Genomic DNA, 26319 nt, shown 5'->3' with positions numbered 1-26319 from the left:
CCTTCGAATATCCATGACTAGTACCTATCCTCTTTCTTAATGCCAAAAACCAATGGTGCCAACTGTTCCAGATACCTGGCATCTACAGCATCAAAATGATTAACTAAAGGGCTGTCTAAATCCAGAACGCCAAAGAATCGATTACTGCCCGGTTCAAGAACAGGAACGACAATCTCTGACTTGGAACGCTGATCACACGCAATATGACCGGGAAATTGATGAACATCCGGGACAATTTCTGTTTTTCTTGTAAAAGCTACCTTGCCACACACGCCCTTCTGAAGCGGGATATGCATACAAGCAACTCTGCCCTGAAACGGTCCAAGAATTAATTCATTGTTCTTCCATCGATAAAAGGTCGTTCCGTTTAGCCCGGGAACCTTTTCAAAAATAAGAGAGACCATATTGCTCATGTTTGCAACCAGATCAAATTCCTGTTCAAGCAGGGCGCATAGCTGTTTGAACAAATCAACATATACTTTTTCTTTGCTCATATGACGTCCACCTGTTCACTATCCATAATAATGAAGAAACAAAACTAACCCACCTGATGGATTAACGCTATTTTATATGCATAATTCATATGTGTCAACTAAGATTTAAACGCTACTAATCTTTTCTCTCTCTTTGAAGTATGTGTGGTCTTTACCGTCAATTTATGAATGACGGAATAAATAATAATTGAATGATAGAAAAGCCGGGTAAAAAACGCCCGGTTCTTACTTCCGCAGGATGCGCTGACTTTCGCGTTGCCCCGTATAAAAATAAGCGGAGATTTTCCGGTTATATGCATCATAGCGCTTCTTTCACGGGTAAATAAAGGTAATTTTTCTGCTTATTCAAAAAAATCCCTCCTTTTTCATATTTTTCGATTCGATAAGCTGAATTTTTCCGTTTATTTCTCAGATTGGGCGCTTAACCTGCCTGCCCGATCGAATCTTATGACGTTGATCGTCGTACTAGCAAGGCAAAACGATCAATGTTCTTTACCTGTAAAAAAACGCCGTTTGCATGATCAGCAAACGACGATTTCTCTTTAAAGCAAGATTTTCATTTACCTACGCATACCCATGAATCACACAGATAGATCTTTTATTTATAGAGATCCGGATGCATTTCCTTGGCCAGCTTTTCGAGTCCATCAATCGTATCGTAATTGTAGCCAAACAGGTAATTGTAGTCCATCGTATAAAGTTTCTTGTCCTTAATCGCCCTCATGCTGGCAAGCTTCGGATTAGCGTACAGTGCTTTTTTCATTTTAGCACCATCGTTTTCCCAATCAAGCACAATCAGCACATCTGGATTCTTTTTGACCAGTGTTTCGACGCTGACATTGCCGGTTTCATTTATAAATACATTGTCCAGCTTGACCATCTTAAAAGCGTTGTTGAAGAACGTTTCTTTGCCTGCCGGATAGATCGAAACGACCTTTGGATCGGACATAAACATTAAAGCAAAGGTCTGTGTTTTCTTGATCTTCGATAATTTGGAGGTAATCCTTTTCTGTTTTTTCTTTAATTGGTCGGCGAACGCCTTAGCTTTGTCTTGAACATTGAAGATCTTGCCGAGGTGATCAATGTCTTTGTAAATCGAATCATACGAGCCTCCGGGAATGGAGGATTCGAGAACATAGGTACCAACCCCCATACTGTTCAACGAATCAACAGTACCGACGCCCCAGTCCGCATTGTCAAACAGATCGCCGCGGCTGACAATGATATCTGGATTTGTTCCAATTGCCGCCTCTTTTCCGACATAGTCACTGCTGAGCTTCTTCAACGAAGCATATTGTTTCGCAACAGTTGGATCTGCAATACCGAAATTGCCACCAACGCCGACAATCTTGTCCTTCAATCCGAGATGAAGAAGCAGTTCAGCCACTGTTTTGGTTGTTGCCATCACCCGCTTCGGTTCTTTCTTGTAAACTTCATTTTTTTTCTTCCAGGCCTTACCTCCTTCTGTCTTTGTATAATTATGAATGGTCAGCGGATAATGCGATTTACTGCTCTTTACCGCTTTCTCTGTTCCGCCTGCTGCATTGCTTCCACAACCAGCAAGCAGCAGCAGCGCTGCCAGACAGCCGGCAATTAAACTTTTCTTTTTCATTTTTGTATGTCTCCTCCTCAAATTCCGTAGGCAAAGCCTAAACGATGTGTCACCGGATTGATGTAAGTCCGGCATTTTATTTGATACAAAGCCTCGACGGTTTCCGGTGTCAAAACTTCTTCCGGTTTCCCGTGCGCAAAGATTTCTCCATCTTTAACGGCATAAATATAATCACAGTACATGACCGCCAGTTCCAAGTCGTGGAGCGCTGCCAATACGCTGATTCCGAGCTGCTTCACACATGAGAGGATCTCGAACTGATAACGGATATCAAGATGATTGGTCGGCTCATCGAGAATCATCAGCTCCGGCTGCTGGGCAATTGTGCGTGCAAGAATAACACGCTGCTTCTCCCCCCCGGACAGCGACAGATAGCTGCGTGTCCGATAATGAGTCAGGCGTGTCCGGCGCAGTGCTTCCTCAACAATCTGGTAATCATCGGACTGGTCCGGTTCCAATAATTTCTTGTGCGGCGTCCGGCCAAGCAGCACCATCTGTTCGACGGTTAAATCGAAACTCATTTCATTGAACTGCCCAACAACACCCAAATGCTGCGATACTTTTTTCTCGGTGCTCTTCAAGACATCCAGATCGTTCAGAAACACGGTTCCCCCATGAGGCGTCAGACTTTTATAAATGCTTTTCAGCAGCGTCGATTTGCCGCAACCGTTTGGACCGATCAGACCGACAAACTGCCTGTTCCTCACAAATACAGAAGCATTTTTAATAATTTCCTTTTTTCCTCGACGTACCTGCAGGTTTTTTGCCGTCAGTTCCATTGCTCACCCTCCGAATTTATAGCCTTTTTTCACAATCATATAGATAAACAGCGGTGAACCGATTACGGATGTGATAATACCGATCGGCAGATCTACATTGTGAATCAGGATTCGTGACAGAATATCCGCCCAGATCATGAAAAGACTGCCGATAAGCAGTGTTGCCGGAATCAGACGCTTGTGGTCTGCGCCAAACAGTCCGCGACAAATGTGCGGCACAATCAATCCGACAAAGCCGATCGTACCGGCATAAGCCACCATCGTTCCTGTGATCAGCGCAGCAAGTACCATATAAATTTTGCGAAAGATGCTTAAATTAATGCCCAGTGTCACTGCGGATTCATCGCCGAGCAGCATTGTATTAAGCACGCGATGCTGGAAAAGAAAAAAAACGCATCCGAGCAGGACAACTGCAGCCAAAATCGGGATTTTTTCCCAGCTTGACGGCGCAAGACTCCCCATTGACCAGAAAGCAACCTGCTGCACACCCTCAGCATTATTTGCAAAATAAATGACTAAATCAGAAAAAGAACTGCAGAACGCACCGATCACGACACCGGACAAGATGAGTTTCACTGAGGTTGCCCTGCCACCGATACTTGACAGCAGGAGCACCGCAGCAGAAGTAACCGCAGCCCCTGCAAATGCACCAAATGCAACACCAAAATTGGCGAAGAACGATCCAAATCCAATAAGAATGGCAATCGTTGCACCCAGCGACGCACCTGAAGAAATGCCGATAATATACGGATCTGCCAGCGGATTTTGCACGGTTGCCTGCATCACCGCTCCACACAAAGAAAGGCCCATGCCGATCAGCAAAGCAAAAATCACCCGTGGCATCCGAATCTGAAAAATAATATTGCTATTGGATTCCTGGATCCCATGCAATGAACCCAGCTTGCCGTTCGTCAGTGCATGCAGCAGAATATTCATCGATTGCCCGAACGGAATATGTACTTGTCCGATGGATACCGAATAAACCGCTGAAACAGCGATCAAAAAAAGTAACAGAAGAATAATAGGATAATAGAAGCAGCCCGTTATTCCTCGTGATTCCAGGCGTTGCAAAATGCCACCTCATTTCACTATATAAATGATAATGATTCTCATTATCTTTATCGTTATATATGATAATTCATGTTGTGAAAATTATCAAGGGTGACTTTTATCACACGCGAAAAAATTTAGCACTGCAGAATTTTTAGTAACTGCTTAATCGTACCCGTACGGACTTCCGCTATTCTTAAGAAAAGTTCAGTTATTCTCAGCTAGACAAAAAAATCCCCTCTGAACTACAGATACCCATAGTTCAGAGGAGATTCAGATGATTCACGATTTTCACTTACAGTCCATTAATCGTGTAATACCAGATATCCTTGTCAACAGCACCGACGATGCCGCTCGATGATCCGCTGCTCGTGTATTGCCAGATATCAACATCGAAGTTCGCGCCGGGTCCTTGCTGAGTTTCTTGTCCGCGATACCGTGCAAGCCAAATTAAAAACTTCGGCTGAGAAGGCTGCGCCGCAACAACATTTGGTAAATCAATTTTATTGTTATAGAACGAAAGATTCGAATAGATTCCCAATTGATTGAATCCGTTCTTTCTCATTTGATCAATAAATGCCTTCACATTGTTCGTTAAGGTCTGCTTGTCCACACCGTTTGTTGTTTCAACGTCAATAAAGAGATAGTGGAGAGAAACACCTTGCGCGTTAGCCGTACGAATCTGTTTTGAGAAAACATTGGCTTCATTTCTGGAACCTGCTTCATCCGATCCACGGAAGAAGTGGTACGCATTGACCGTTAAACCTGCATTTTTGGCCCCAACCGCATTGCTGACAAACGTACTGTCCGTATTACCGCCTTCAGAAGCCTTTGCAATGATAAATCTGTTGCCGTCCTGCTTGATCGCATTAAAGTCAATAGTTCCATTTCCTGCATCATTTTGATAATGCGAAATATCAAGCCCGAACTGAGATCCGCTGGTTACCGGCGGATCGGTCGGCTGATTACTCGAGGCCGCGGGCTGCGTCGTCGTTAGATACTTCGCCTGAACATAGCCTGAGACATTACCAAATTTAACTTGAGCATATTTTTTGCCCTTCCCAGTAATCGTCACCCGGTTGTTGACCGCCAGAATCAGTCGCGTTGTGTAATGCACACTTGGGTTATTACGAATCTTCAGTGTGTTGGACGTAACATAGGCATTATATGCGCGAAATGGCTGTGAATTAAGGTGAATATTCTGTACATAACCGGTTTTACCGCCATAGTTGACAAGCGCATATTTTTTGCCCTTGCCAAGTACCGTAACCTTATTACCCATTGTTAACGTATGCCGAACCGAATAATGAACACTCGCATTGTTGCGAATCTTCAAAGTATAGGAAGTCACATAAGCGCTTAACGATTTGAACTTACTTTTATTCAAATGAATATTCTGTACATAACCGGTTGTGCCCCCATAGCTGACAAGCGCGTATTTTTTGCCCTTGCCGAGTACTGTAACTTTGTTCGCCATATTTAGTGTACGTTTAGTTGAATAATGAACACTCGCGTTACTACGCATTTTCAGCGTGTATGAAGTTACATAAGCACTGTAAGATTTAAATTTGCTGCGGCTTAAGTGCTGCGTTTGAACGTAACCAGTTGTATTCCCGTATTTAATTCGGGAATACTTTCCTGATCGGCTCGTCACCGTGACTTTATTCCCCATGCTCAATGTGCGTAATGTTCGATAATGAGTACTTGCCTTACTGCGGACTTTCAATGTGTAAGAAGTGACGTAGGAACTGTACGAAGAACTTGCCTGCGCGGTACCACCTGTAAAACTCAGTGACAGTGCAACCAAAGCCATGGCCAGAAGTCCTGAAATCAAATATCTTGCTCGATGCTTCACTTTTCACTCTCCCTTTTTATATCGTTGGAACCTCCCATGGTTCAACATATTGTTACAAAGCTGGAAAACTATGTACTCTATAAAAATAGCATTTTTCTAGTAGCGTGTACATAGAGCAATACACCTATATGGAAATTCACTGAAGTGTCAGAGATTACAGCACATAAACCTTTTTCTTGTCACTCCGCCAAAAACAGCAGCTGAATTTCATCATTCTGTCAATAGGCACTATTTTCCGAATTTTATATACTTAATCTACCAACTATTATAAGGAGGATTCGCATGGCTTCCATCGTGCTGAACCATATTAAGAAGCGCTATGACAACAGTGACGCGCTCGCGGTAAAAGATTTTCATCTAACCATTAAAGATCAGGAATTTATTGTACTTGTCGGTCCCTCCGGTTGCGGTAAATCGACAACCCTGCGAATGATTGCCGGACTCGAACAGATTTCCGAAGGCGAACTCTTTATTAGTGAATCACACGCGATTCTTTGTATTGACCCGCCAAACATTCCAGCACCTCTGCTGTGCCGTCTATACTGCCGTCATTTACGGCAATAATTTCTTTTTTCGGATAAGGCATTTCCGACAAATACCGGATCGTTTCAATAATTGTGGACTCCTCATTATAACAAGGCACAACGAAATTCACCATTGGCCAATCAATCGATTCAAAGTCAACCGATTCATGGCGTTCACGATATAGATAAAACAAAAGCGCTCCCGTCATCCAAACCAAAGACATAATGAATGGATAGAAAAAAACAAACCGCGGGAACATCTCAACGATAAAATGTATGAATTCCATTTCCATCTCTCGTTTCACAAGAATGGTCCAATGCCAAACACATCCAATGTTGCCTGTTTACCTTTCGCAAAGCACCTTGAATTTTTAGTTGACATCATTTGCGCCGTGATTACTAATGACCACAGCAACCCGACCACAGCAGTCTTTTGCACGTCGCTATTTTCCATAAATTGTCTGACCCGATCTGAGCACATATCCAATCATAAATGTGAAAAAGGACCTCAAATGCACAGAAGAACAAACCTTTCTATCTGCTCATTAAAAGGCCATTATGTTTTAAAAGGATATCGTGCGACAAAGTGCCTTTTATTTTCCCGATTTATTCCAGTCACTTATCGATTTATCGAGTCTTCCTTGATTTCCCGGTCTTCTTTTAGTTTTGAAAGAATCCTTATGCAGCTGCTTCTGCGTCCGATCGATTTGATAATGGTAATCGCGCGGATCATTTCCGAAGCACTGATTTTATCCCAGTACTCACCCCGTCGGGTTCTGAAGAGATTTTCAGTCTAAAACCAATCGGGGTGGCTTTTGACTTTGCGGTTACATCACGCCCTGATTCACCAGATTTGATGGTTTTTGATCTTTACTTAATCGCTGCACAAGCTGTTTCAACGTTGTTTTCCGCGCATCATAAAAGGAATCTTCAGAGATAAATGCTGAATGTGGGGTGATAATCGTATTTTCTATATTAAATAGAGGACTGCTTTCCGTTTCCTCATCTTCAATGACATCAACAGCAGCAGCTCTGATTTCACCATCCGTTAGGGCTTTAGCAAGTGCCGTCTCATCAACAACCTTGCCGCGTGCAGTGTTAATCAAAAAAGCATCCCTTTTCATCAGCTTCAATTCACGCCAAGAAATGAGATGTGTGGTCGAATCCATGAGCGGACAATGCAGCGACAGAATATCCGACTGCATGAGCAGCTCCTCAAATGTCTCCGCTTTTTTCGCACCATATTCTTCCAAGAAAGCTTTTGTTTTTGTTGGCGCAAAAACAAGTACTTTGACGCTGAGTGCACGAAGCATGGGCATCATTGTTTTAGGTATACTGCCGAAAAAATAGAGCCCGACGGTTTTTCCTGTCAATCGATGGGTTTTGTATCCATACAATGGGTCCCACTTTCCGCCACGCACCGTCCGATCAAGCAATGTAATTTTCCGAGTCAGATCAATGATTAATCCAACAGTATGCAATGCTACTTCCTCTGAACAAAAACCCGGACAATTCGTTACACACACGCCATGATCAGTCGCTGATTCGACATCCACATTATCGACACCAATCGATTGAAGGGCGATGATTTTCAAATTCGGCAATTCCTCCATAATTTCCCGGGAAATTTGCTGATATTCGACAACAACACCATCCGCCTCTTTCGCATGATTAATAAATGGTTGCACCCCATTATAATCCTTAACTTCAATGAGTTCCAAATTATCAATACCCCACGTGTTCAGCAAATCGTGTTCATAATCCAGATTATCGTCAATGTTATAGTAAAAGACTTTCTTTTTTTCCATGACCTCAGTCCTTTCTTATTGAACGCAAAGTCGATTCATCACTGAATCGATTATTGTGATTCCTTGATCAATCTCATCCCGAGTCACATTCAGCGGCGTGGCAAAACGCATGCCGTTATGATGGACGCCGCAGGATAGCGTCAGCAATTTATTTTTCAGGCAGCCGGTCCTGACTGCTTCCAATAGATCTCCGGCAGGGCTGCCATCCGGATGAGAAAATTCAATCGCCAGCATTAGCCCCAGTCCCCGAACATCGGAAATACAGTTGTATTTCTTTTGCAGTCCCACTAATTGACTCTTCAAGTATGTGCCAGCCTCGTTCACATGCTTAAGCAGAGCCGATTGTTTGAATTCATCCAGAACAGCCAAAGCGGACGCCGCACAAATTGGATTTCCGCCAAAAGTGGTACCATGCATTCCCGGATGCCATTCCTTCATAATTGCCGCTGTCGAAATCACCGCGCTCATTGGCAAACCGCCGGCAATTGCCTTGCCTATTGTCATAATATCGGGTACCACATCAAAGTAACTGCTCGCAAACATTTTCCCTGTCCGTCCGTAACCCGATTGAATTTCATCTAGAATCAGCAAAATGCCATATCGATCACAGCGCTCACGAATTTCCTGTACAAACGCCCTCGAAGGAACAACATAACCGCCCTCGCCTTGAACGGGTTCCATAATAATCGCCGCTACCTGATCAGGTGCCACAAGATTTTCAAAAAGTCGATCCAGTTCACTCAGACAAAACTTCGTTCTTTGCTCTTCATTGAATCCCTTAGGACATAAATCCTTTGACGGATACGCCGTAAAATAAACTGAACCCACCAATGGTTCATAATACTTGCGATAGTTGGCATTCGAGCCCGTCACGGATAAAGCCCCGAATGACCGTCCATGAAAAGAGCCTTGAAACGCGATGATCGCCGGTCTCCGTGTGTAAACCTTAGCCAGCTTCAGCGCACCGTCCACTGCTTCTGCTCCCCCATTGGAGAAGAATACGGAATCCAACTCACCCGGCGTCACTCCGGCCAGCCGCCTCGCAAGCTCAAGCGTTGCCGGGTAATTGACAACATTGAACGAGGCTGTAATCAGTTTCTCCGCCTGCGCTTTAATCGCTTCAACAATCTTCGGATGGCAATGTCCCAGCGCATTGACCGCGATTCCCTGAACGAAATCCAGATACCGATCCCCTTTACTATCGGTCAAATAACAACCCTTGCCACTTACAGCAATCAGGTCCGTTGCCTTTGCAAGTGCCGGACTCAAATAAGGCTGATAGTCCTCGAAATTCATCTTCATCCCCCCATCGTAGGATTAAGTCATTGGCTCATTGCTGGAAAGTTTCATTTTATATAGGTATTTGGGGTTTGGGGGAATATGCTTCACTCATGTTCTTTTGCAATCTTTGCATAGCAATTAACTATTACATTTTTATAAACGGCCGCTCTACAAAGCATCCAGGTCTACATTATTTTGTCTATTTGCGTTAAATGTTGCCGCGCGCAAAAAAGTGGTGCTGTCAAAAAAACTCACAATAATCATGCGGATAATGTTTGCATTTATCAGCAGCAAAGCAGCAACAACAAAGGATAGATTAATTATTCCTGCAAACGGAAAACTGCACTTCATCGATCAGGGAATTCCATAATTGTACCCAACAATAGCTCAATTTCTTTTTATCTAAATTGATCTCAGTTGGAGAGAATGGGAGTCGCTCTAGAAATTCAGATCCGTCCCATCGACGCCTGAAACAGTCTCATCTATATGTAACAATACATGTAACTTTTTTGTAATCGTTTTTTGGTAGTATTTTCTTGAGTGAATGACTTCTCAAATTGATTCAGGAGGATCTATCAATGCTTCGAGATATGTACATTGTTCAATTCATTGATCATTATTATTCTTCATGGTATTTAAGTAAAACGATGCTCATTAACACCGATAAAACAAAATACACCAAAGGTGATATTATCGTGTTTGAGGACAATAAATACTTAGTGCTTGAAGATTATGCGTATTTAAGAGTTGCTAAATATAATTGCAAAATTAATCCGTTAGTCTCCTTAATTGAGCAGATTCCTAATGTTTAAAATTTTCCCTGATCGGTAATAACTATTATAGAAACAACCTTTCCCCGGCCCCATTGCATAATGGGGTCTTTTTTTGTAGAAAACTAATGTTTTTCGGGTTAATCATTTTACAGAATCGTAAAGCACTTTGGAAATATGGGTCTTTATACCCAAAACTTTATATTTGTTTCTAATTTGTGAACAGTTGGATAATTATTTTTTTATAATTGCAAATAAATATTTCCATTAATTTAAATATTTAGTATGATTTAACCAAGGAGGTGAGCACAGCAATAATTTATTAAAGGAACCCCCGACACATCAATTCATTGATGTGCAAAAGCCTACGTAATTAAACGCTTGTCCCCGCATTCCAGCAAGTCATCGCAACAAAAGGTCAGCCACTCTCAGTTGCTGATTTCCTATCCCCACCCCCAAGTCGCCACATGCGCACCTTGCCAAACCAAGGGGAATGATTTAGGTTCGGAACCCACAACTTCCACGTCAGTCATAAATACTCTTATTTGCTGTGCAACCTCCCCATTTTCTTATTTCCACTATACAAACTAGATTTTCGTGAACATCTCTTGATTAGATGGTTCAAAAACAAATATTTATGAAGCAGCCATCTCTTGAAGAGATGACTGCTTATTTTTACTCGCTCAAACGATCTCTTTGTAAAAAGATTTGCATGATGAATTAAACCGATTCTCTCAATACAATATTTATCGGAATTATCTGGCATCTTTCATTGGATGTCAGTACCTCTAAATGAATTAATTTCAGTAAAAGATCACAGGCTTTCTTTGCCAATTGGTCACTATCCTGTTTCACGGATGACAGTGACGGAGAACTGTAGGTACATAAAAGATCATCATCAAAACCAATAATTTTGACATTCTCAGGTACTTTTAGGCCAAATTCGCGACAGGCCTTCATCGCTCCGAACGCCAAACGGTCATTGATCGCAAAAACACCGTCAAACAAATCACCCTGCCGCAGACTTTTTAAGATTTGAAGCCTTGCTGCTTCAGGCTTTGTTTCCTTATCTTCAACCCTGATGACTTTGTTGACACTGTAAGGCAATCCATATGTTTCAAGTGCGTCCTTAAACCCTCGGAGCCGCTCTCTTGATGAATAAAGATTTTCATGACTGATAATAATACCTAATTTTTCACATCCCTTTTTAATCAATACCTCCGTTGCTAATAAGCCACCGCGATAATGATCAGAACTGATGAAAACAACATTGTCGGCATTCTTGGGCTTGCGGTCAATGCATACAGTAAGCGTTTGTGCTTGAACGACCGATGGATCAAATTCCTGATCACCAGAGATAACTAATAATCCATCGACCATTTTTCCTTCCAGCGTTCGCAAATAGGCCAGTTCCTTCTGCTCATCTCGGTCAGTATTGCATATAATCACTGAATAACCCTTAGAGTACAGATATTTTTCCATTCTCAATACAATAGACGAAAAAAAGGCATTGCTGATATCGGGTACGAGTACGCCAATTGTAAATGATTTTTTCATTCTAAGACTTTTAGCAATATAGTTCATACCATAATTATTTTCTTTAATTACTTTCATGACATGATGCCGTGTCTTTTCAGAAAATCTGCCATTATTATTAATGACTCGTGAAACGGTTGCAGGAGAAACTCCGCTAAGCTTGGCAATCTGTTTAATCGAAATTTTATTTTCATCATTATTATTCATGCTGTTAACACAAACTTTCTCATCATTTATTTTACCTTACAATTACAACCACAGTGAACGGTCACCGCTTTATTTATTTTCTTTGTTCCTCCTCAATAGCTGAGAGCATGTTCACCCGACGTCCATGTCTGCCGCCAAGAAACGCTGCATCAAGCTATTCTTTGACGATCATCTTGGCTAGTTCCTCGCAATAGCCCATGATCCAAAAGCCAGTATGTTGGTATTATTGTGTTCACGTGAAAGTTTCGCACTATAAGGTTCGCTGCATACAACCGCCCGAATATCCTTGACTTTATTTGCTGCAAGCGAAATGCCCACACCCGTTCCGCAAATGATCATTCCAAGATCCGTTTCGCCTGAAGCAACCATTTGCCCTACCTTTTCACCATAGATTGGATAATCCGTTTGTTCACTCGAATCCGTTCCTACGTTTACCGTTTCATGCCCCAATTCATGTAAACAGTCAACAATTGCCGGTTTTAAAATAAGTCCGACATGATCATCACCAATAGCAATTTTCACCGTTTAAGCCTCCTGTTGTTCTTTCAATGAACGAATAATTTGATTATAGCTTTTTCCCTTTCCAAAAAGGGCTGAAGTTCCGAGAACAAAACCGGTCACACCTAAGGGATTGAGCTCATTGATCTTCTCAGGAGAGATTGCTCCGTCGACAACGATTTCAAAGTGATAATCCCTGCGAATCCGACTCAGCTGTTTAATTTTCCCGGTTACAAATTCCAGATACTCCTGCCCTGCAAAACCGGGATTGACCGTCATAACTAAGACTTGATCAACAAGCGGCAATAACTCACTAATTGAAGCAATAGACGTTCCCGGATTGATGGCAATTCCGGCTTCTGCACCAATCTGTTTAATTTGACTAATAATCCGCGCAGAATGCGGAGTTGCTTCAGGATGAAAATAAACACGCTTCGCACCTAATGTCACAAACATCGCCACATATCTTTCCGGATGATCAATCATTAAATGGACATCAAGCATCTTATCCGCGTGATCTGCAACGGTTTTAAAATCCTCCGGACTCATACCAAAATTCGGAACAAACGAGCCATCCATAATATCCATGTGAAACCCATCAATAGCAGCAGCTGAAAGCTGTTCTACCTCATCTGACAAATGATTAAAACCGGCACACATCATTGATGGATACAATTTTCTTTGCATCGCGCAGTCCCTCACTCTCAATTTTGGGTAATCGTTTTCTCAAACATGAAAAATAAAAATTGAATTTAAACATATTTGACCAAAGGGGGGATTGAGTAATCGTTTTCTCATCTTACCATTTAATCATAACAAAATAGAATTATTTTGTAAAGGCTTTCACAATTAAACCATTTTAAATGATAAAACCCTAATCGAAAAGCTTTTTGCGAAAAACAAGTAGATAAACCGCTTCTTTCTTAGTAAAAATATTTCTCGTTTATAACTCCTAACTCGTAGCATCCCTGTCCTTTGTAAAAAAGGGAGGTACACACCTGTATTTCCATGTGTAATTAAAAGAGTCTTTTTCACCTATTATTTTCAGCGTCTTCTCAAACACGTTCATTTTCATAATCACTATCAATAATGCTCTATAGAAAAAGGAATGAATGCATACTGCCATTCATTCCTTTACAAATCCCCAACCTAAGGACCACAACATAATCCGTGAGCGTCTGTTTAAATTGTTCACGATTCACTCAGAAAGGTTTGTTTTGTTTCATTAATTGCCGGGATCAGTGTTAACATTAGGATACAGACAACTGCTTTAATTTTTGATTAAAGAACTCAGTGCTGTAGAGAAACACTTATTATGCATCATCTGGTTTTTGTTCCGGTACCCGATTTTCGGTTTGGAGGTACCAGTTTCTTCCCTTTAGAATCAATGACATCTCGGTACCAATAAAAGCTTTTCTTCTTTTTGCGCTGAAGAGTTCCTTCTCCATTGTCATTCATGTCAACATAGATGAACCCATATCTTTTTTTCATTTCACCTGTACCGGCACTGACTAGGTCAATGGGACCCCAGGTGGTGTAGCCGATTACATCAACACCATCTTTAATAGCTTCACCAATCTGAAACAAATGATCATTGAAATAGTTAATTCTATAATCATCATTGATTGATCCATCTGCTTCTATGTTATCCGTCGCACCGAGCCCGTTTTCAACGATAAAGAGCGGCTTTTGGTAACGATCATATAAACCATTTAATGAATAGCGAAGCCCCACTGGATCTATTGGCCAATGCCAATCTGAAACCTCAAGATATGGATTGGCAACCGATTGATACGTATTAGGTAATTCTTCATCGCCGTTGGGAAAAATACGTGTCCAGTTAATTGAAAGTCGTAATGAAGAAAAATGCATTTCGGCTAATAGTTTAATGTCCTCCTGAAAATGTCCGTAAAAATCAATTGCCCTATATGAAGAGTAATAATATTTATCCTTAATTTCCAGGAACTCCTTTGGATGTGCAAGCATTTCTTCGCGATTCGGCCATGAAGGTTCCACATCAACAATGGATAATCCCTTTCCAAATTTCGATAAACAAAGCAAGGACTTAGTTGCTCTTATGCTCGGCCGAATTTTAAACTTCCTTATAGTATAAAAAATAATATATACGGCTCCCGTGTTTCCGTATATAATTAGATATAGTGATTGAAATACAAATCGATTAAAAGAGAGGTGAACGGAATGAACGAAGAACTTAAGTTAATTCTCACAGAAATGCGACAAGGATTTAAAGAAGTCAACCAAAAATTTGAAACCATTGACCGAAAATTCGAGGGCATTGATCGAAGATTTGATGCTGTCGATCAACGGTTTAATGCTATTGACCAACGGTTTGATGCTGTTGATCAACGACTTGATGCTGTCGATCAGCGACTTGATGCTGTTGATCAACGACTTGATGCTGTTGATCAGCGACTTGATGCTGTTGATCAGCGACTTGATGCTGTTGATCGGCGACTTGATGCTGTTGATCAGCGACTTGATGGAATGAACGATCGCTTAAATCAAATTGAGAGAAAAGTAGATGGCATTCAAAAACAAGTCGCTGAAAATTCAGAATCCATCACCGCTCTAAATGTGAAAGCTGACGAACAAGCAAAAATTTTAACTACCCTTTCCGTACGGTCGATTGTCCAAGAAGGTGAAATTAGAAACTTAAAACAGGCTCGATAATAGAGACGAGCTCCTCCTTAGTTGCTCCTATACGTTTGACTGCTTAATGTGTAGCCCTTTTTGATTCCGAAATCAAGAACCTATTTGCGGATCAAGCTCACTACGCAATACTATAACCAACCTTACAAATAAAATCTTTCGTTTAATAACGGGACAGATAGACAATACGCAGTTTAGCTTAAAAAGACTCAACATGCTCCGACAAGCGGATCAATCGTTCCTATTTTCTCGATTTTTTGCGTCATCAAATTCGATAATCTCTCCCTGAACGGCTCTCATTCGATCATGTTCTTCCGCATAATCCGCAATAGGTCTACTTCTAGATTTAAATTATAAATTCTCTATTCCAGATACTCCGAACTGCTTCTTATATTAACCTACCAGTAAACGTGACGTGTGCAGGTATAGTGAAGAGCCCCAAAAATTTATCGCTATTTGGGACTCTTCTTCTTTATTCTATTGTCGTCTGCTCTGATTCCGATTAACTAGCAATCAACGAATCAGCAAAATCATTCAATAATTTTAAGATCTTTGGATACCGCATTCAGTACCTCACAGCCATCCTCTGTCACAAGCACAAGATCCTCAATACGTACGCCTGTTTCACCAGGGATATAGATGCCCGGTTCTACTGAGAAAATCATTCCAGGCTGTGTGAGCATATGATTTGAACTGCTGTTATCAGGGATTTCATGGCATTCTAATCCACAGCCGTGACCGAGTCGATGGGTAAAGTATTTTCCATAGCCGGCATGTTCAATAATTCTTCGTGCGGTAAGGTCAATAGCACTCATCGGAATACCCGGACGGATCATAGCCTCAGCGGCAAGATTGGCTTCTTTAACTGTTTCATACACTTTTCTCTGCTCATCACTAGTCTTACGGAAGAAAACAGTTCGTGTCATATCGCACCAATATTTTTTTATTGGATTAAAGATATCGAAAACAATCCCATCTCCCTCCTTAAGGATGGAATCTGCAGACCAGTGGTGAGGGTCTGCTGCGTTGGCACCAAATGAAACAATCTGTCCTTCAGGAGAATGATCGCCTCCGTTTGCCGCATACAGTTTCTCAATGTACATAGAAATTTCGTTTTCACGAATACCTGGTTGCAATTTTGCCATTGCTTTTTCCATGATCATGTCATTGATTTGGGATGCATGGCGCATTTGTGCAATTTCTTCTTCATCCTTTAACATGCGCGCATGATCAACTGGACCAGATCCTGGAACGGGTACAACATCCTGGCGAAGCTTCATCATATTGATGAGAAAGGATGAGGGCCAGAATTTATCAATCCCAATCTCTCCCGGTTTAATCACCTTGGTTAGATCAGCAACAGGATTATCCGAATCACTGTGAAGGACTAATTCAATTCCTTCCCGAGGAACTAGGTCAAACAATTCATTTCCAAACAGGATGGCTTTACCGTTATCTTGAATGTACAATGCAAGCAGCCGCTCAATGGGTTCAACCCAATAGCCAGTCAAATAATACACAGAAGCAGTTGAAGTGACAAGTATCTGCTTAAGATGTTCCTCTTCCATATTTTTCAATACTCGATTAAGCCTTTGCCGATTCACTAGGATTACTTCCTTTCAAATTTTCACCGTAACGTATAAATGTTGAAAATTAAAATAAATTTTCAGGATTCAGTGGTTTCAGATCATCAACCACAAAAAGCCCGTCTTTTCGAATCAATTCACCGTCAAAATACATGTTGCCTCCACCATATTCCGGTCTTTGAATACTAATCAGATCCCAGTGCACAGCAGAATGATTCCCATTACTACTGTCATCATAACAGTTGCCCGGTGTGAAATGAAAACTTCCTGCAATCTTCTCATCAAAAAGGATATCTTCCATAGGTGTCATAATCACCGGATTAACGCCGATCGCAAATTCACCAATGTAACGGGCACCCTCATCTGTATCAAGTATTTTATTTAATAGCTCCGTATTATTTGAGGTTGCGCGAATAATCTTTCCCTCTTTAAATTCAAAGGTGACATCTTTGAATAGAAAACTATTATACGGAGACGGGACATTGTACGTGATCACGCCGTTAACAGAATCCCGTACAGGAGCAGTATAAATCTCTCCATCCGGAATATTTTTGTTGCCATGCATGCCATGTGACGGGATATCACGGATAGAAAAGCGAATATCCGTGCCTGCGCCGGTAATATGCACTTCATCCACACTGTCCATTCTCTTCTCAATGTTTTTCATCGCTTCACCCATTTTTTTATAATCAAGCAAGCAGGCTTTAAAGTAGAAATCCTCATACTCCTCTGTGGCCATGCCTGCAAGCTGAGCCATCGCATCATTGGGATAGCGCAGCACCGTCCATTTGGTATGGTTACAACGCTGACGTAAATGAAGAGGACCCCAATAATTTTTATTATACACGGCTTGTTGAGAATCCGAGATATTATTCCATGCATGAATATTATCTGTAGCACGGACATCAATGTACGCGTCCATGTTTTTCATGCGTGTTAATTCATAACTGGTTACGTTTTCCATATGTGCATCATCAGCTCCGGCAACAAGCGCACCTTCAATAGAATAATCAAAAACGTGAATAAAAGGTTGTCCGCCCGCATGATAAGCTTCTTCTACTAAAGCTTTTGCCAATGTATAGGCATGTCCGTGAAGTTCAATTAAAATCTTTTCGCCCTTTTTCAGATCAACTGCTTCATTAATCAAAAATTGAGCATACTTCCGAATTCTCGTGTCTTCCATTGCTAAAAATCTCCTTTTCAATACAATCTTTTAAATCAGGTGATTGATGACTACCGCCAACTGCATAGATATCAGCATTCAACTGTACAGGTGACAGATTGTTTTATGCTTTTCAGAAAGATTTACTTGTCGAGGCGCTGCCTTGGAACAGATATCCATTGCGTTTGGACAACGTTCATGAAACGGACATCCTGAGGGGGGATAAACCGGGCTCGGCACTTCACCATTTAGAACGATCCGATCTGTATGCTCGTCCGGATTACGAATCGGAATCGCAGACAGCAGTGCGCGTGTATAAGGATGTTTCGGATCTCTAAAGAGTTCTTCAGTAGGTGCGGCTTCGACCATTTTCCCAAGATACATCACGATGATTCTGTCTGTAATATGCCGAACCACATTCAAGTCATGAGAAATGAACAAGTAAGTCAGCTGAAACTCATGCTGTAAATGCATTAAAAGATTGATTACTTGCGCCTGCACAGACACATCTAATGCGGACACGGGTTCATCAGCCACAATAAGCAACGGATGGAGAATAACAGCCCGCGCAATGGCGATACGTTGCCTCTGCCCTCCCGACAGCTCATTCGGATATCGTGTAAGATAAGTATCAGTCAATCCAATCGTTTTCAGCATTTTTCTTACCTTTTCAATTCGTTTCTTTTTATCATATAAATGGTGCACATGCAATGGTTCAGTTAGAATCTGTTGAATCGTTTTATGCGGGTCTAGCGACGCATAAGGGTCCTGAAAAATCATCTGTATCCTTCTTCGTATTTGTCGAAGCTCTTGTCCTTTGAGCTTACTAATGTCTGTACCCTCAAAGATAATTTTTCCAGACGTTGGCTGGCTCAACTGCAATACGGTTCGTCCGGTTGTTGATTTACCACAACCACTTTCACCAACTAAACCAACCGTTTCGCCCTTATAAATGGAAAAACTAACATCATCAACCGCCTTAACCCGTTGACCACTACTGAACCATCCATCATTCACCGTGTAATATTTTTTTAGATTCACAACCTGCAAGACTCTATCATTCTCCATGCTGCTCACCCACCTTCTGCTCAGCATAGAGCCAGCATCTGCAGATTTGACCGTCAACTTTTACAACCGGTGGACTCATTTTGCAGCGATCAAATGCCATGGGGCAACGATTTGAGAACGAGCATCCTAAAGGCAGTTCGTTCAATCCGGGAACATTCCCTTTTATCGCATACAGCTTTTGTTTTCTTTCATCTTCCTTCGGCATTGAGGCAAGCAGGCCTTTTGAATACGGATGCTTTGGACTATTGAAGAAAGTTCTCACATCTGCTTCCTCAACAATCTGACCGGTATACATCACAATGACGCGATCACATAGCTCCGCAACAACACCTAGATCGTGCGTGATAAAAATAATCGACATGTTATTTTTTTGCTTAATCTTCTTTAGAAGATCAAGGATCTGTGCCTGAATGGTTACATCCAGAGCTGTCGTCGGTTCGTCTGCAATAAGAAGTTGCGGTTCACAAATAATTGCCAGACAAATCATCACGCGTTGCCTCATCCCTCCGGATAACTGATGAGGGTATTGATGGATGATTTCTTCCGTTCTGGAAATACCGACCAATTTCAGCATGTCAATGATTCGTTTCTTCATCTCTTTTTTCCCAAGCTTTGTATGCTTGCGCAAAGGCTGGCTCAATTGATCGCCAATTGTAAAAACAGGATTTAAAGAAGTCATTGGCTCCTGGAAGATCATCGACATTTTGCTGCCTCTTAATTTTCTCCGCTCATGCTCTTTCAAATGGGTAATTTCCTGATCTTCAAAAAGCACTTTCCCTTTACTGATCTCCGCCATGTCATTTGGAAGCAACCCCATAACCGAAAGCAATGTGACACTCTTTCCGCATCCGGATTCTCCGACAATGCCCAACGTTTCACCTTCATGGACTCGGAAGCTTACTCCTCTAAGCGGCTGCACGCCTCCACGTCGTGTTTGAAACTTTACCTCTAAATTAGAAACATCAAGAATATTCTTCATGATTCAAAATCGCCCCCCGTCGCGCTTTTATAAGTCATGATCCAGCTCATCTCTCAACCAGTCACCGAACAAATTGATCCCAAGTGCTGTGATGACGATAGCGAGTCCGGGAAAAGTAATCATCCACCAAGCATTAAATATATAGTCTTTTCCTTCATTCAACATATTTCCCCAGGCAGGCTGCGGGGGCTGGACACCAAAGCCAAGAAAACTGACAGAGGCTTCAGCAATAATAAAATTAGCGACCTGCAACGAAGCTAAAACAATGATCGGGGTAAACAGATTAGGCAGAATATGCTTGACCATAATCTCCCATCCTGACACACCTGTTGCCACGCAAGCAATAATAAATTCCTTCTCGCGAATTGCGAGAACCTCACTGCGAACCACGCGAGCAAATACAACCCAACCAGCAATAATCAGAGATATAATAATATTTTTCAGCCCGCTTCCCAGTACTGCGTTGACAACGAGAACAAGAAGAATGAACGGAAAACTGAGTTGGACATCTACAATGCGCATCAGAACCATATCGAGCCAGCCACGGAAAAAACCCGCAAGAACGCCGATTACCGTTCCGATAACGCCTGCGAGAACCACCGTAACAATACCAATAGTCAGCGATACTCTCGTACCAAGAATGACTCTGGAGAAAACATCCCTGCCCAGCTGATCCGTTCCCATCAAATGTCCCTCAGTATGGGGAGGAAGTAATTTCTGTGCTGTCTCTGTATCCATTGGATTAAATGGAACAATTAAAAAACCTATAATCCCGATCACGAACAAAAGACATATGATAAAGAAACCGGCGAGTCCTGTTTTACTACGGATAAGATCCGAGAAGAAGGAAACGAAATGACTTTTTCTTCGCAAAACAGGCATTGATTTCTCTTCAGTATCTGTTTTTCGTACCACGTTTGTCATTGTTACCTTCCCTTCATTTCAATCGAATTTGTGGATCCACAACCGAATAAAGCAAGTCCGCTGCGAAATTGATAACTGAATAAATTAATGAGATGACAAAGATGCCCGCCATGACAACTGGAAAATCTCTGGACATCAATGCATTCATCACCTGCATGCCGATTCCCGGCCAAGAAAAGACAATCTCTGTAATCACAGCGCCCTCCAACAAGGCCCCCAGGTCTAATGCGATAAGCGTTATAATTGGGAGCAATGCATTTTTGAGCGCATACTTGGTCAAAATCTCTAATGTAGACACACCGACTGCTTTCATCGTTCGAATATAGTCTTTTTTTAAGACATCCAGCATTTTGGATCTTGTGAAACGTACAAGTCTAGCCAGACTATATATCGCCAATGTTGCTGTTGGAAGAATCATTGAGAGCGATGCAGATCTTCCACCGGTTGGAAACCAATGCAGTTTAACAGCGAAAAAATAGATGAAAAGCAGACCCAGCCAAAAGCTTGGAATCGCCTGCCCCAGAACAGTCAAACCAACACCGAACTTATCAAACCAAGTGTTCCTTTTATAGGCAGACAGCACACCAATCGGTATTGCTATAACGAGTGATACAACGAATGCGGACAAAGCCAGCTGCAGGGTTGCCGGAAAACTGGATAGAATCCTGCCAAGTGCACTTTCTTTTGTAACTAATGAATCTCCAAAATCTCCCTGTACGACATGTATGATATAATCAGCATATTGAACATACAGAGGACGATCAAAGCCGAGGGTATGACGGTATTCTGCAATCTGATCCTTTGGAGCATCCGGCGGCAGAAATAGAATAGTAGGATCGCCTGATAACCGTACCAAAAAAAACACGCCGGTTAAAGCAAGAAATACAACGATTAATGTTTGAAGAACACGTTTTATAATAAATTCGGGCACATTGTTCCTCCTTTCTTAACAACCGATATGACGTACTACGTTCCTTGCTTTTTTATTTCCAGCTCATATCGAAAATTTGTAATGTTTCATCGGTTCGCGGTGTGAAGTTCAGACTGTTGTTGACCGCATAAATGTTTTCTTGTTGCCACAGCGGAACCCATGCTGCCTTATCAACCAGCATTTGCTCAACCTTGCCAAAGGCCTTTTTTCTTTCTGACTCTTTAAATAATGGAATGGCCTTATTGATTGCTGATTCAACCTTTGGATCATAGAATCCACTATACGGGGCGTTTTTGGTAAATAGGTTTTGAATGGTCGTCTGCCCTTCATATGAGGGACCCCAGCCTAAAAAGAACATATCGCCCGCACGGTGCTGCGTTATTTTCGCCAAATGAGCCCCCCACTCATTAACATGAACATTCACTTTAATTCCTATTTTCCCCAACTGGGCAGCGATTGCCTGAGAAACTTGCTTATCCATCGGATATCTTCCGGTCGGCGTATCAAGAGTCAGAGTCATTTTTTGGGGATCATATCCGGCCTCCTTCAATAAACTAATCGCTTTCTTAGAATCATAAGTATATCCTTTGGTTGCTACATAATCCTGATTGTTTTTCGCGAGCGATCCCGTGATCTGAACCCCGTATCCATTTAATTGAGTTCTTAAGAGACTAGGCACATCCACCGCATAATTAATGGCTTGCCTTACTTTCTGATTCTTCATCGGTCCGTTGCTGAATGTATTTAAAGCCAAGTAATCCACACGTGCTGATTTAACCTGTTCTATTTTCCCTGTTGATGACTCTTTAACCTGTTTAACAGAATCAACGGGAACATTATCAAACAAGTCAATTTCACCGTTCAAAAAGCTTGCCATACGGCTGCTGAACTCAGGGATATAGCGGAACTCAACTTTTTTGACTTTAGGTTTTCCTGCCCAATACTGATTATTTGCTGTCAAATTCAGATATTGATTTCTTTTCCATTCTTTCAGCTTATAAGGTCCCGTACCGATCGGAGCAACTGCTGCTTTCTTCAAACCGACTTTTTTTAAATAATCAGGCTCCATAACGAGAAGGTCATCAGCGATACGATGCAGAAAAGTAGGGTATGGGGTTGAGGTGATAATTTGCACGGTGTAATCATTTACGACTTTAACTTCTTTAATTGCAGCCCATCTTGATAAATAAGCGGATTTATTGGCTTTATCAAGAATGTAGTCAACGCTTCCCTTTACAGCTTCTGCATTAAATGGCTGTCCGTTCTGAAACTTAACCCCTTTTCTTAACGAGAACTCCCATGTATTTGGATTGACACTTTTCCATTTTGTCGCCAGCCATGGTTTGAATTCACCTGTTTTTGCATCTCTCTTGATTAGTGGATCATAGATATTACGGATCTGAACATCGGTAGCTGAGTTTACATCCGTATTAGCCAATAATGTAGTTGCATCAGATTGAAGAGCAATAGATAATTGCTTGTTTTTTAAAGAAATTCCTGATTTTGGATTTGATGAGCATGCTGAAGTAAGCACCATTAGCATGGCGACAATGATTAACAACAGCGACGAGCCTTTTTTCTTTTTGCGCATAGCCATTTTTTGATTATCCTCCCAAGTATCATTTTTAATTTAGAATAGTCAGACTTCAGAACATATTTGAATCGCTATCAACAATTTATCATCTCCTGACTTTTATCTGTATTTTGTTAAAAAGGTCGAATCAATTTATGTAAGTTTTGCTTACAAAAATTATTATATACAACATTATGTTGTGTGTAAATGTTTTTCCAGACTTTTTATTGTATTTTTATTATTTCACAAGTTCTTATTGTATAATTTCCGCATTAATAAGGGGTGTTGCCTGTTGGCTACTTTTTCTGATCGATTAAAAAAATTAAGAGAAGAAGCGAATCTGAAGCAGGAAGATGTGGCAAAGAAGCTTCGCATAAGCACAAGTGCTTATGGTTACTACGAGCAGGGAAGAAACGAACCTTCACTGGAAACATTGCTGACCTTATCTGTATTGTTTGATGCCAGTGCGGACTATTTAATGGGGCAAACTAATGTCAGAAAGCATTCAAGTTCTTATAAAATCAATAACTTAGATCTGTCAGCAGATGATATAAAACTATTGACAGAGTTAAAGAAATACCCTAATCTTATTGATCAATTGATTACAGATCCTGAGAAAAACCTTGCTGCATTAAATCGATACTGGACGTTTTTTCAGGATGAGCTTAAAACATTTCACAAATAAGTAAGCGGCCCCCTGTGTCGTAATAATGCATACCTTTTGCGAAGGGATTAAAATTGTTATCGAGCAATCGATAATGTATAACCTTTTTGGTGAACCATAGGGACTGATTCACTGATATGCCAGCAATTTCATGGCACAATTTAAATTCCCACATCCAACATTGTCGTAATGAACAAATTGGATCGCGTCATCTTCACTTTGCAGATCAGGCAAGAAAAATAATAATGACCAAAGCATTAGTAACCCCTTATTTTTCAAGCACTCGAATAAAAATCCGCTAAACTTCGGACCTCCGCCTAGACTAAACGAAGTGAATCTATCACATGACCGATAGTCACTTCTGTCTGCAATGTTGGTCTTGATACAATTAGATAAAAAGAAGAATCCGTCTATAATTGTGGAAGCAGGACGGTTTTTTTATGATTTCAGTTATGCCCCTTGATCATGCAGACCTGATCAAGCATACGTTCTCTACCAGGCCATTTTAAATGTGTATCAAACTTCTGCCTTTTCCCCTAAAAATGGGAACATACAGATGGTAACCAATTCAATTAATCTAGCATTTGAAAGAAATCTAGGGGAAGATCGTGAAGTGTTTGCCTTCCCTTGTCCTCCAATTGTAAAGCACAAGGTTCCCCATTCATTGTAATTGATTGTTTATACAGCAATCCTAAATTTAACCGCCAACTTAAATAATTTACATACATTTATTAATCAATCAAAAAATGACTGGTCATTAGCTCATTTGTTGTTTCACTAACGACCGGCCACCTTTTGGTTGATTCAAATGAATGAACACAAGATTCGAGCACGAATGACCGCCTTCAGTGAAATTCCGTTGAAAAGCGGCTAAGAAAATTTTTTGTACGCTGATGCTGAGGGTAGTTAAAAATTTGTTCCGGCGGTCCTTGTTCGATAATCTGACCGTCTGCCATGAAGACCACACGATCAGCGATATCTCGTGCGAATGCCATTTCATGGGTAATCAGCAGCATTGCCATTTCATCCTCTTCAGCAATTTCACGAATTACCTCCAGTACTTCACCTACAAGTTCAGGGTCAAGGGCGGAAGTCACTTCATCAAACAACATTATTTTTGGTTTCATCACAACGGCACGCGCCATTGCCACCCGTTGCTGCTGTCCTCCGGATAATTGTGCCGGATAGGCATCACATTTATGCTCAAGCCCCACTTTCTTTAGAATTTTACGTGCCCGATCTTCCGCTTCTTTTTTTGTCAATCCCAGTACATGAACCTGGGCTTCCATCACATTTCGGAGTATGGTCATATGTGGGAACAAGTTATACTGCTGAAAAACCATGCCGATCTGGCCACGAACCTGGCGTAAATGTTTAAGATTGGCGTCAACAAGCTTGCCATTCGCGCGACGATGCCATAAAAGTTTCCCCCCAATTTCAATGGTTCCCTCTGTCGGCTTTTCAAGGGTCATCAGCATCCGTGCCAATGTTGTCTTTCCCGAACCACTGGGACCGATCATGGCAACTTTTTCACCAGATAATATATCAAAATTGATCCCTTTCATGACTTCTGTGTCACCAAATTTCATACCAATGTTTCGATACTTCACATAGGGTTCTTGATTTAATAGACTTGCGTCACTTGTTCGTGGCATAGTGATCCTCCTCAATTTTAGATGCTTTCACTGAGAGATCAAATCGATGCTGAATCCGTCTCTCCGTATATTGAAACAGCAGCGAGGCAGGATAGCTGAGCAGTAGGAAAATCACACCTACATCAGTAAATGCCTCCACATATCGGAATGAATTGGAACCAATGATTTGGGCAGCTTGAACCATTTCCACAATGGATATCGCCGAAAGCAGCGGCGTTTCTTTAAACATGACGATAAAATAGTTCCCGAGCATTGGAATGATCGGAGGAATTGCCTGTGGCATAATCACATGTGTCCATACTTTTATCTTTGACAAATTGAGTGCGGTCGACGCTTCCCACTGACCTTTCGGAATTGAATCAATTCCTGTACGAAACACCTCGGTCAAATAGGTACTGTAATGGAGACCGAGTCCCAGTACACCTGCTGAAAAAGGCGACAAAGTGATACCAAACGTCGGAAAGACAAAAAAGATAAAATACAACTGTACAAGCAGCGGCGTGCTTCGAACAAATTCAACAATCGCAACAACCGCGAATTTTAGTGGTTTTATTGAAGAACGACGACAGATTGTCCAGAATAACCCCAGTACAGTGGCAACGATAAAACCGACAATTGTTGCTTCAATCGTGACAACCATTGCTTGAAGAAGTTGCGGCAAGATAGAAATCGCAAAATCCCAGCTCCACATCG

The 26319-nt window shown here is 41.5% G+C and carries 23 protein-coding genes and 2 pseudogenes; 4 read left to right on the top strand and 21 right to left on the bottom strand.

The window, feature by feature from the left end; all coding sequences use genetic code 11:
* Positions 1–17: 17 nt before the first annotated feature.
* The 5 genes from msrC to NIE88_RS00555 all read right to left on the bottom strand — a co-directional run bounded on the left by msrC (position 18) and on the right by NIE88_RS00555 (position 5790).
* The gene (gene msrC, locus NIE88_RS00575; RefSeq protein ID WP_253057758.1) at positions 18–494 is read right to left on the bottom strand and encodes a free L-methionine (R)-S-oxide reductase MsrC; all 477 of its coding nucleotides are present in this window, start codon (positions 492–494) and stop codon (positions 18–20) included.
* A gap of 598 nt (positions 495–1092) precedes the next feature.
* Positions 1093–2106, bottom strand: coding sequence for an ABC transporter substrate-binding protein (locus NIE88_RS00570; RefSeq protein ID WP_253057757.1), 1014 nt, complete (start codon positions 2104–2106; stop codon positions 1093–1095).
* Positions 2107–2123: 17 nt separating this feature from the next.
* Positions 2124–2885, bottom strand: a complete 762-nt coding sequence (locus NIE88_RS00565) for an ABC transporter ATP-binding protein (RefSeq protein ID WP_253057756.1) — start codon at positions 2883–2885, stop codon at positions 2124–2126.
* A 3-nt stretch (positions 2886–2888) separates the two neighbouring features.
* Complete coding sequence (locus tag NIE88_RS00560; RefSeq protein ID WP_253057755.1) at positions 2889–3956, bottom strand: FecCD family ABC transporter permease; 1068 nt, start codon at positions 3954–3956, stop codon at positions 2889–2891.
* 274 nt (positions 3957–4230) lie between these two features.
* Positions 4231–5790, bottom strand: coding sequence for a GH25 family lysozyme (locus tag NIE88_RS00555; protein ID WP_253057754.1), 1560 nt, complete (start codon positions 5788–5790; stop codon positions 4231–4233).
* A 282-nt stretch (positions 5791–6072) separates the two neighbouring features.
* On the opposite strand from NIE88_RS00555, the pseudogene NIE88_RS00550 reads away from it, so the two are divergent.
* Positions 6073–6270: pseudogene (locus tag NIE88_RS00550) on the top strand (ATP-binding cassette domain-containing protein); the annotation flags it as partial.
* Here NIE88_RS00550 and NIE88_RS22685 read toward each other — a convergent pair.
* The 3 genes from NIE88_RS22685 to NIE88_RS00540 form a co-directional block, all read right to left on the bottom strand.
* Positions 6263–6448, bottom strand: coding sequence for a glycosyltransferase (locus tag NIE88_RS22685; RefSeq protein WP_373689388.1), 186 nt, complete (start codon positions 6446–6448; stop codon positions 6263–6265). The pseudogene NIE88_RS00550 and the gene NIE88_RS22685 overlap by 8 nt on opposite strands.
* A 693-nt stretch (positions 6449–7141) precedes the next feature.
* Positions 7142–8122 (bottom strand): C-terminal binding protein, encoded by a 981-nt coding sequence (locus NIE88_RS00545; RefSeq protein WP_253057753.1) that lies wholly within the window; start codon positions 8120–8122, stop codon positions 7142–7144.
* 15 nt (positions 8123–8137) lie between these two features.
* Positions 8138–9418 carry an aspartate aminotransferase family protein gene (locus NIE88_RS00540; RefSeq protein WP_253057752.1) on the bottom strand — a complete coding sequence of 427 codons (1281 nt, stop codon included), beginning with the start codon at positions 9416–9418 and terminating at the stop codon, positions 8138–8140.
* A 563-nt stretch (positions 9419–9981) separates the two neighbouring features.
* On the opposite strand from NIE88_RS00540, the gene NIE88_RS00535 reads away from it, so the two are divergent.
* Positions 9982–10215 (top strand): hypothetical protein, encoded by a 234-nt coding sequence (locus NIE88_RS00535; protein WP_253057751.1) that lies wholly within the window; start codon positions 9982–9984, stop codon positions 10213–10215.
* A gap of 678 nt (positions 10216–10893) precedes the next feature.
* Here NIE88_RS00535 and NIE88_RS00530 read toward each other — a convergent pair.
* The 4 genes and pseudogenes from NIE88_RS00530 to NIE88_RS00515 all read right to left on the bottom strand — a co-directional run bounded on the left by NIE88_RS00530 (position 10894) and on the right by NIE88_RS00515 (position 14475).
* Entirely contained in the window at positions 10894–11916 is a 1023-nt protein-coding gene (locus NIE88_RS00530) for a LacI family DNA-binding transcriptional regulator (protein ID WP_253057750.1), read from the bottom strand.
* A 73-nt stretch (positions 11917–11989) separates the two neighbouring features.
* A pseudogene (gene rpiB / locus NIE88_RS00525) lies at positions 11990–12438 on the bottom strand (ribose 5-phosphate isomerase B).
* Positions 12439–12441: 3 nt separating this feature from the next.
* Positions 12442–13101 (bottom strand): ribulose-phosphate 3-epimerase, encoded by a 660-nt coding sequence (locus NIE88_RS00520; protein ID WP_253057749.1) that lies wholly within the window; start codon positions 13099–13101, stop codon positions 12442–12444.
* A gap of 633 nt (positions 13102–13734) precedes the next feature.
* Positions 13735–14475 (bottom strand): family 1 glycosylhydrolase, encoded by a 741-nt coding sequence (locus NIE88_RS00515; protein ID WP_507237319.1) that lies wholly within the window; start codon positions 14473–14475, stop codon positions 13735–13737.
* Positions 14476–14613: 138 nt separating this feature from the next.
* On the opposite strand from NIE88_RS00515, the gene NIE88_RS00505 reads away from it, so the two are divergent.
* Entirely contained in the window at positions 14614–15105 is a 492-nt protein-coding gene (locus tag NIE88_RS00505; RefSeq protein WP_253057747.1) for a hypothetical protein, read from the top strand.
* 509 nt (positions 15106–15614) lie between these two features.
* Here NIE88_RS00505 and NIE88_RS22550 read toward each other — a convergent pair.
* From NIE88_RS22550 to NIE88_RS00470, 7 genes are all read right to left on the bottom strand, one after another.
* A complete protein-coding gene (locus tag NIE88_RS22550; RefSeq protein WP_253057746.1) occupies positions 15615–16688 on the bottom strand; it encodes a M24 family metallopeptidase in 1074 nt (357 codons plus the stop codon).
* A 49-nt stretch (positions 16689–16737) separates the two neighbouring features.
* Positions 16738–17853, bottom strand: coding sequence for an aminopeptidase (locus NIE88_RS00495; RefSeq protein ID WP_253057745.1), 1116 nt, complete (start codon positions 17851–17853; stop codon positions 16738–16740).
* Between the two features lie 78 nt (positions 17854–17931).
* Positions 17932–18900 (bottom strand): ABC transporter ATP-binding protein, encoded by a 969-nt coding sequence (locus NIE88_RS00490; RefSeq protein ID WP_253057744.1) that lies wholly within the window; start codon positions 18898–18900, stop codon positions 17932–17934.
* Entirely contained in the window at positions 18890–19879 is a 990-nt protein-coding gene (locus tag NIE88_RS00485; protein WP_253057743.1) for an ABC transporter ATP-binding protein, read from the bottom strand. Before NIE88_RS00485 ends, NIE88_RS00490 begins: the two co-directional genes overlap by 11 nt.
* A gap of 27 nt (positions 19880–19906) precedes the next feature.
* Positions 19907–20803: an ABC transporter permease gene (locus NIE88_RS00480; protein WP_253057742.1), complete on the bottom strand. Its 897-nt coding sequence runs from the start codon at positions 20801–20803 to the stop codon at positions 19907–19909.
* Between the two features lie 13 nt (positions 20804–20816).
* Complete coding sequence (locus tag NIE88_RS00475) at positions 20817–21734, bottom strand: ABC transporter permease (protein ID WP_253057741.1); 918 nt, start codon at positions 21732–21734, stop codon at positions 20817–20819.
* Between the two features lie 52 nt (positions 21735–21786).
* Positions 21787–23331 (bottom strand): ABC transporter substrate-binding protein, encoded by a 1545-nt coding sequence (locus tag NIE88_RS00470; protein ID WP_253057740.1) that lies wholly within the window; start codon positions 23329–23331, stop codon positions 21787–21789.
* Between the two features lie 268 nt (positions 23332–23599).
* Here NIE88_RS00470 and NIE88_RS00465 point away from each other — a divergent pair, with 268 nt between their 5' ends.
* Positions 23600–23992 carry a helix-turn-helix domain-containing protein gene (locus tag NIE88_RS00465; RefSeq protein ID WP_253057739.1) on the top strand — a complete coding sequence of 131 codons (393 nt, stop codon included), beginning with the start codon at positions 23600–23602 and terminating at the stop codon, positions 23990–23992.
* An 824-nt stretch (positions 23993–24816) separates the two neighbouring features.
* Here NIE88_RS00465 and ehuA read toward each other — a convergent pair.
* Positions 24817–25626 (bottom strand): ectoine/hydroxyectoine ABC transporter ATP-binding protein EhuA, encoded by an 810-nt coding sequence (gene ehuA / locus NIE88_RS00460; protein WP_290446231.1) that lies wholly within the window; start codon positions 25624–25626, stop codon positions 24817–24819.
* A complete protein-coding gene (ehuD, locus tag NIE88_RS00455; RefSeq protein WP_253057738.1) occupies positions 25610–26317 on the bottom strand; it encodes an ectoine/hydroxyectoine ABC transporter permease subunit EhuD in 708 nt (235 codons plus the stop codon). Before ehuD ends, ehuA begins: the two co-directional genes overlap by 17 nt.
* Positions 26318–26319 lie beyond the last annotated feature (2 nt).

The organism is Sporolactobacillus shoreicorticis, assembly GCF_024125445.1.
In the GTDB taxonomy this organism is placed as follows: domain Bacteria; phylum Bacillota; class Bacilli; order Bacillales; family Sporolactobacillaceae; genus Sporolactobacillus; species Sporolactobacillus shoreicorticis.
The sequence above is the reverse complement of the archived record's forward strand: the minus strand, read 5'-3'. Positions and strand labels throughout refer to the sequence as shown.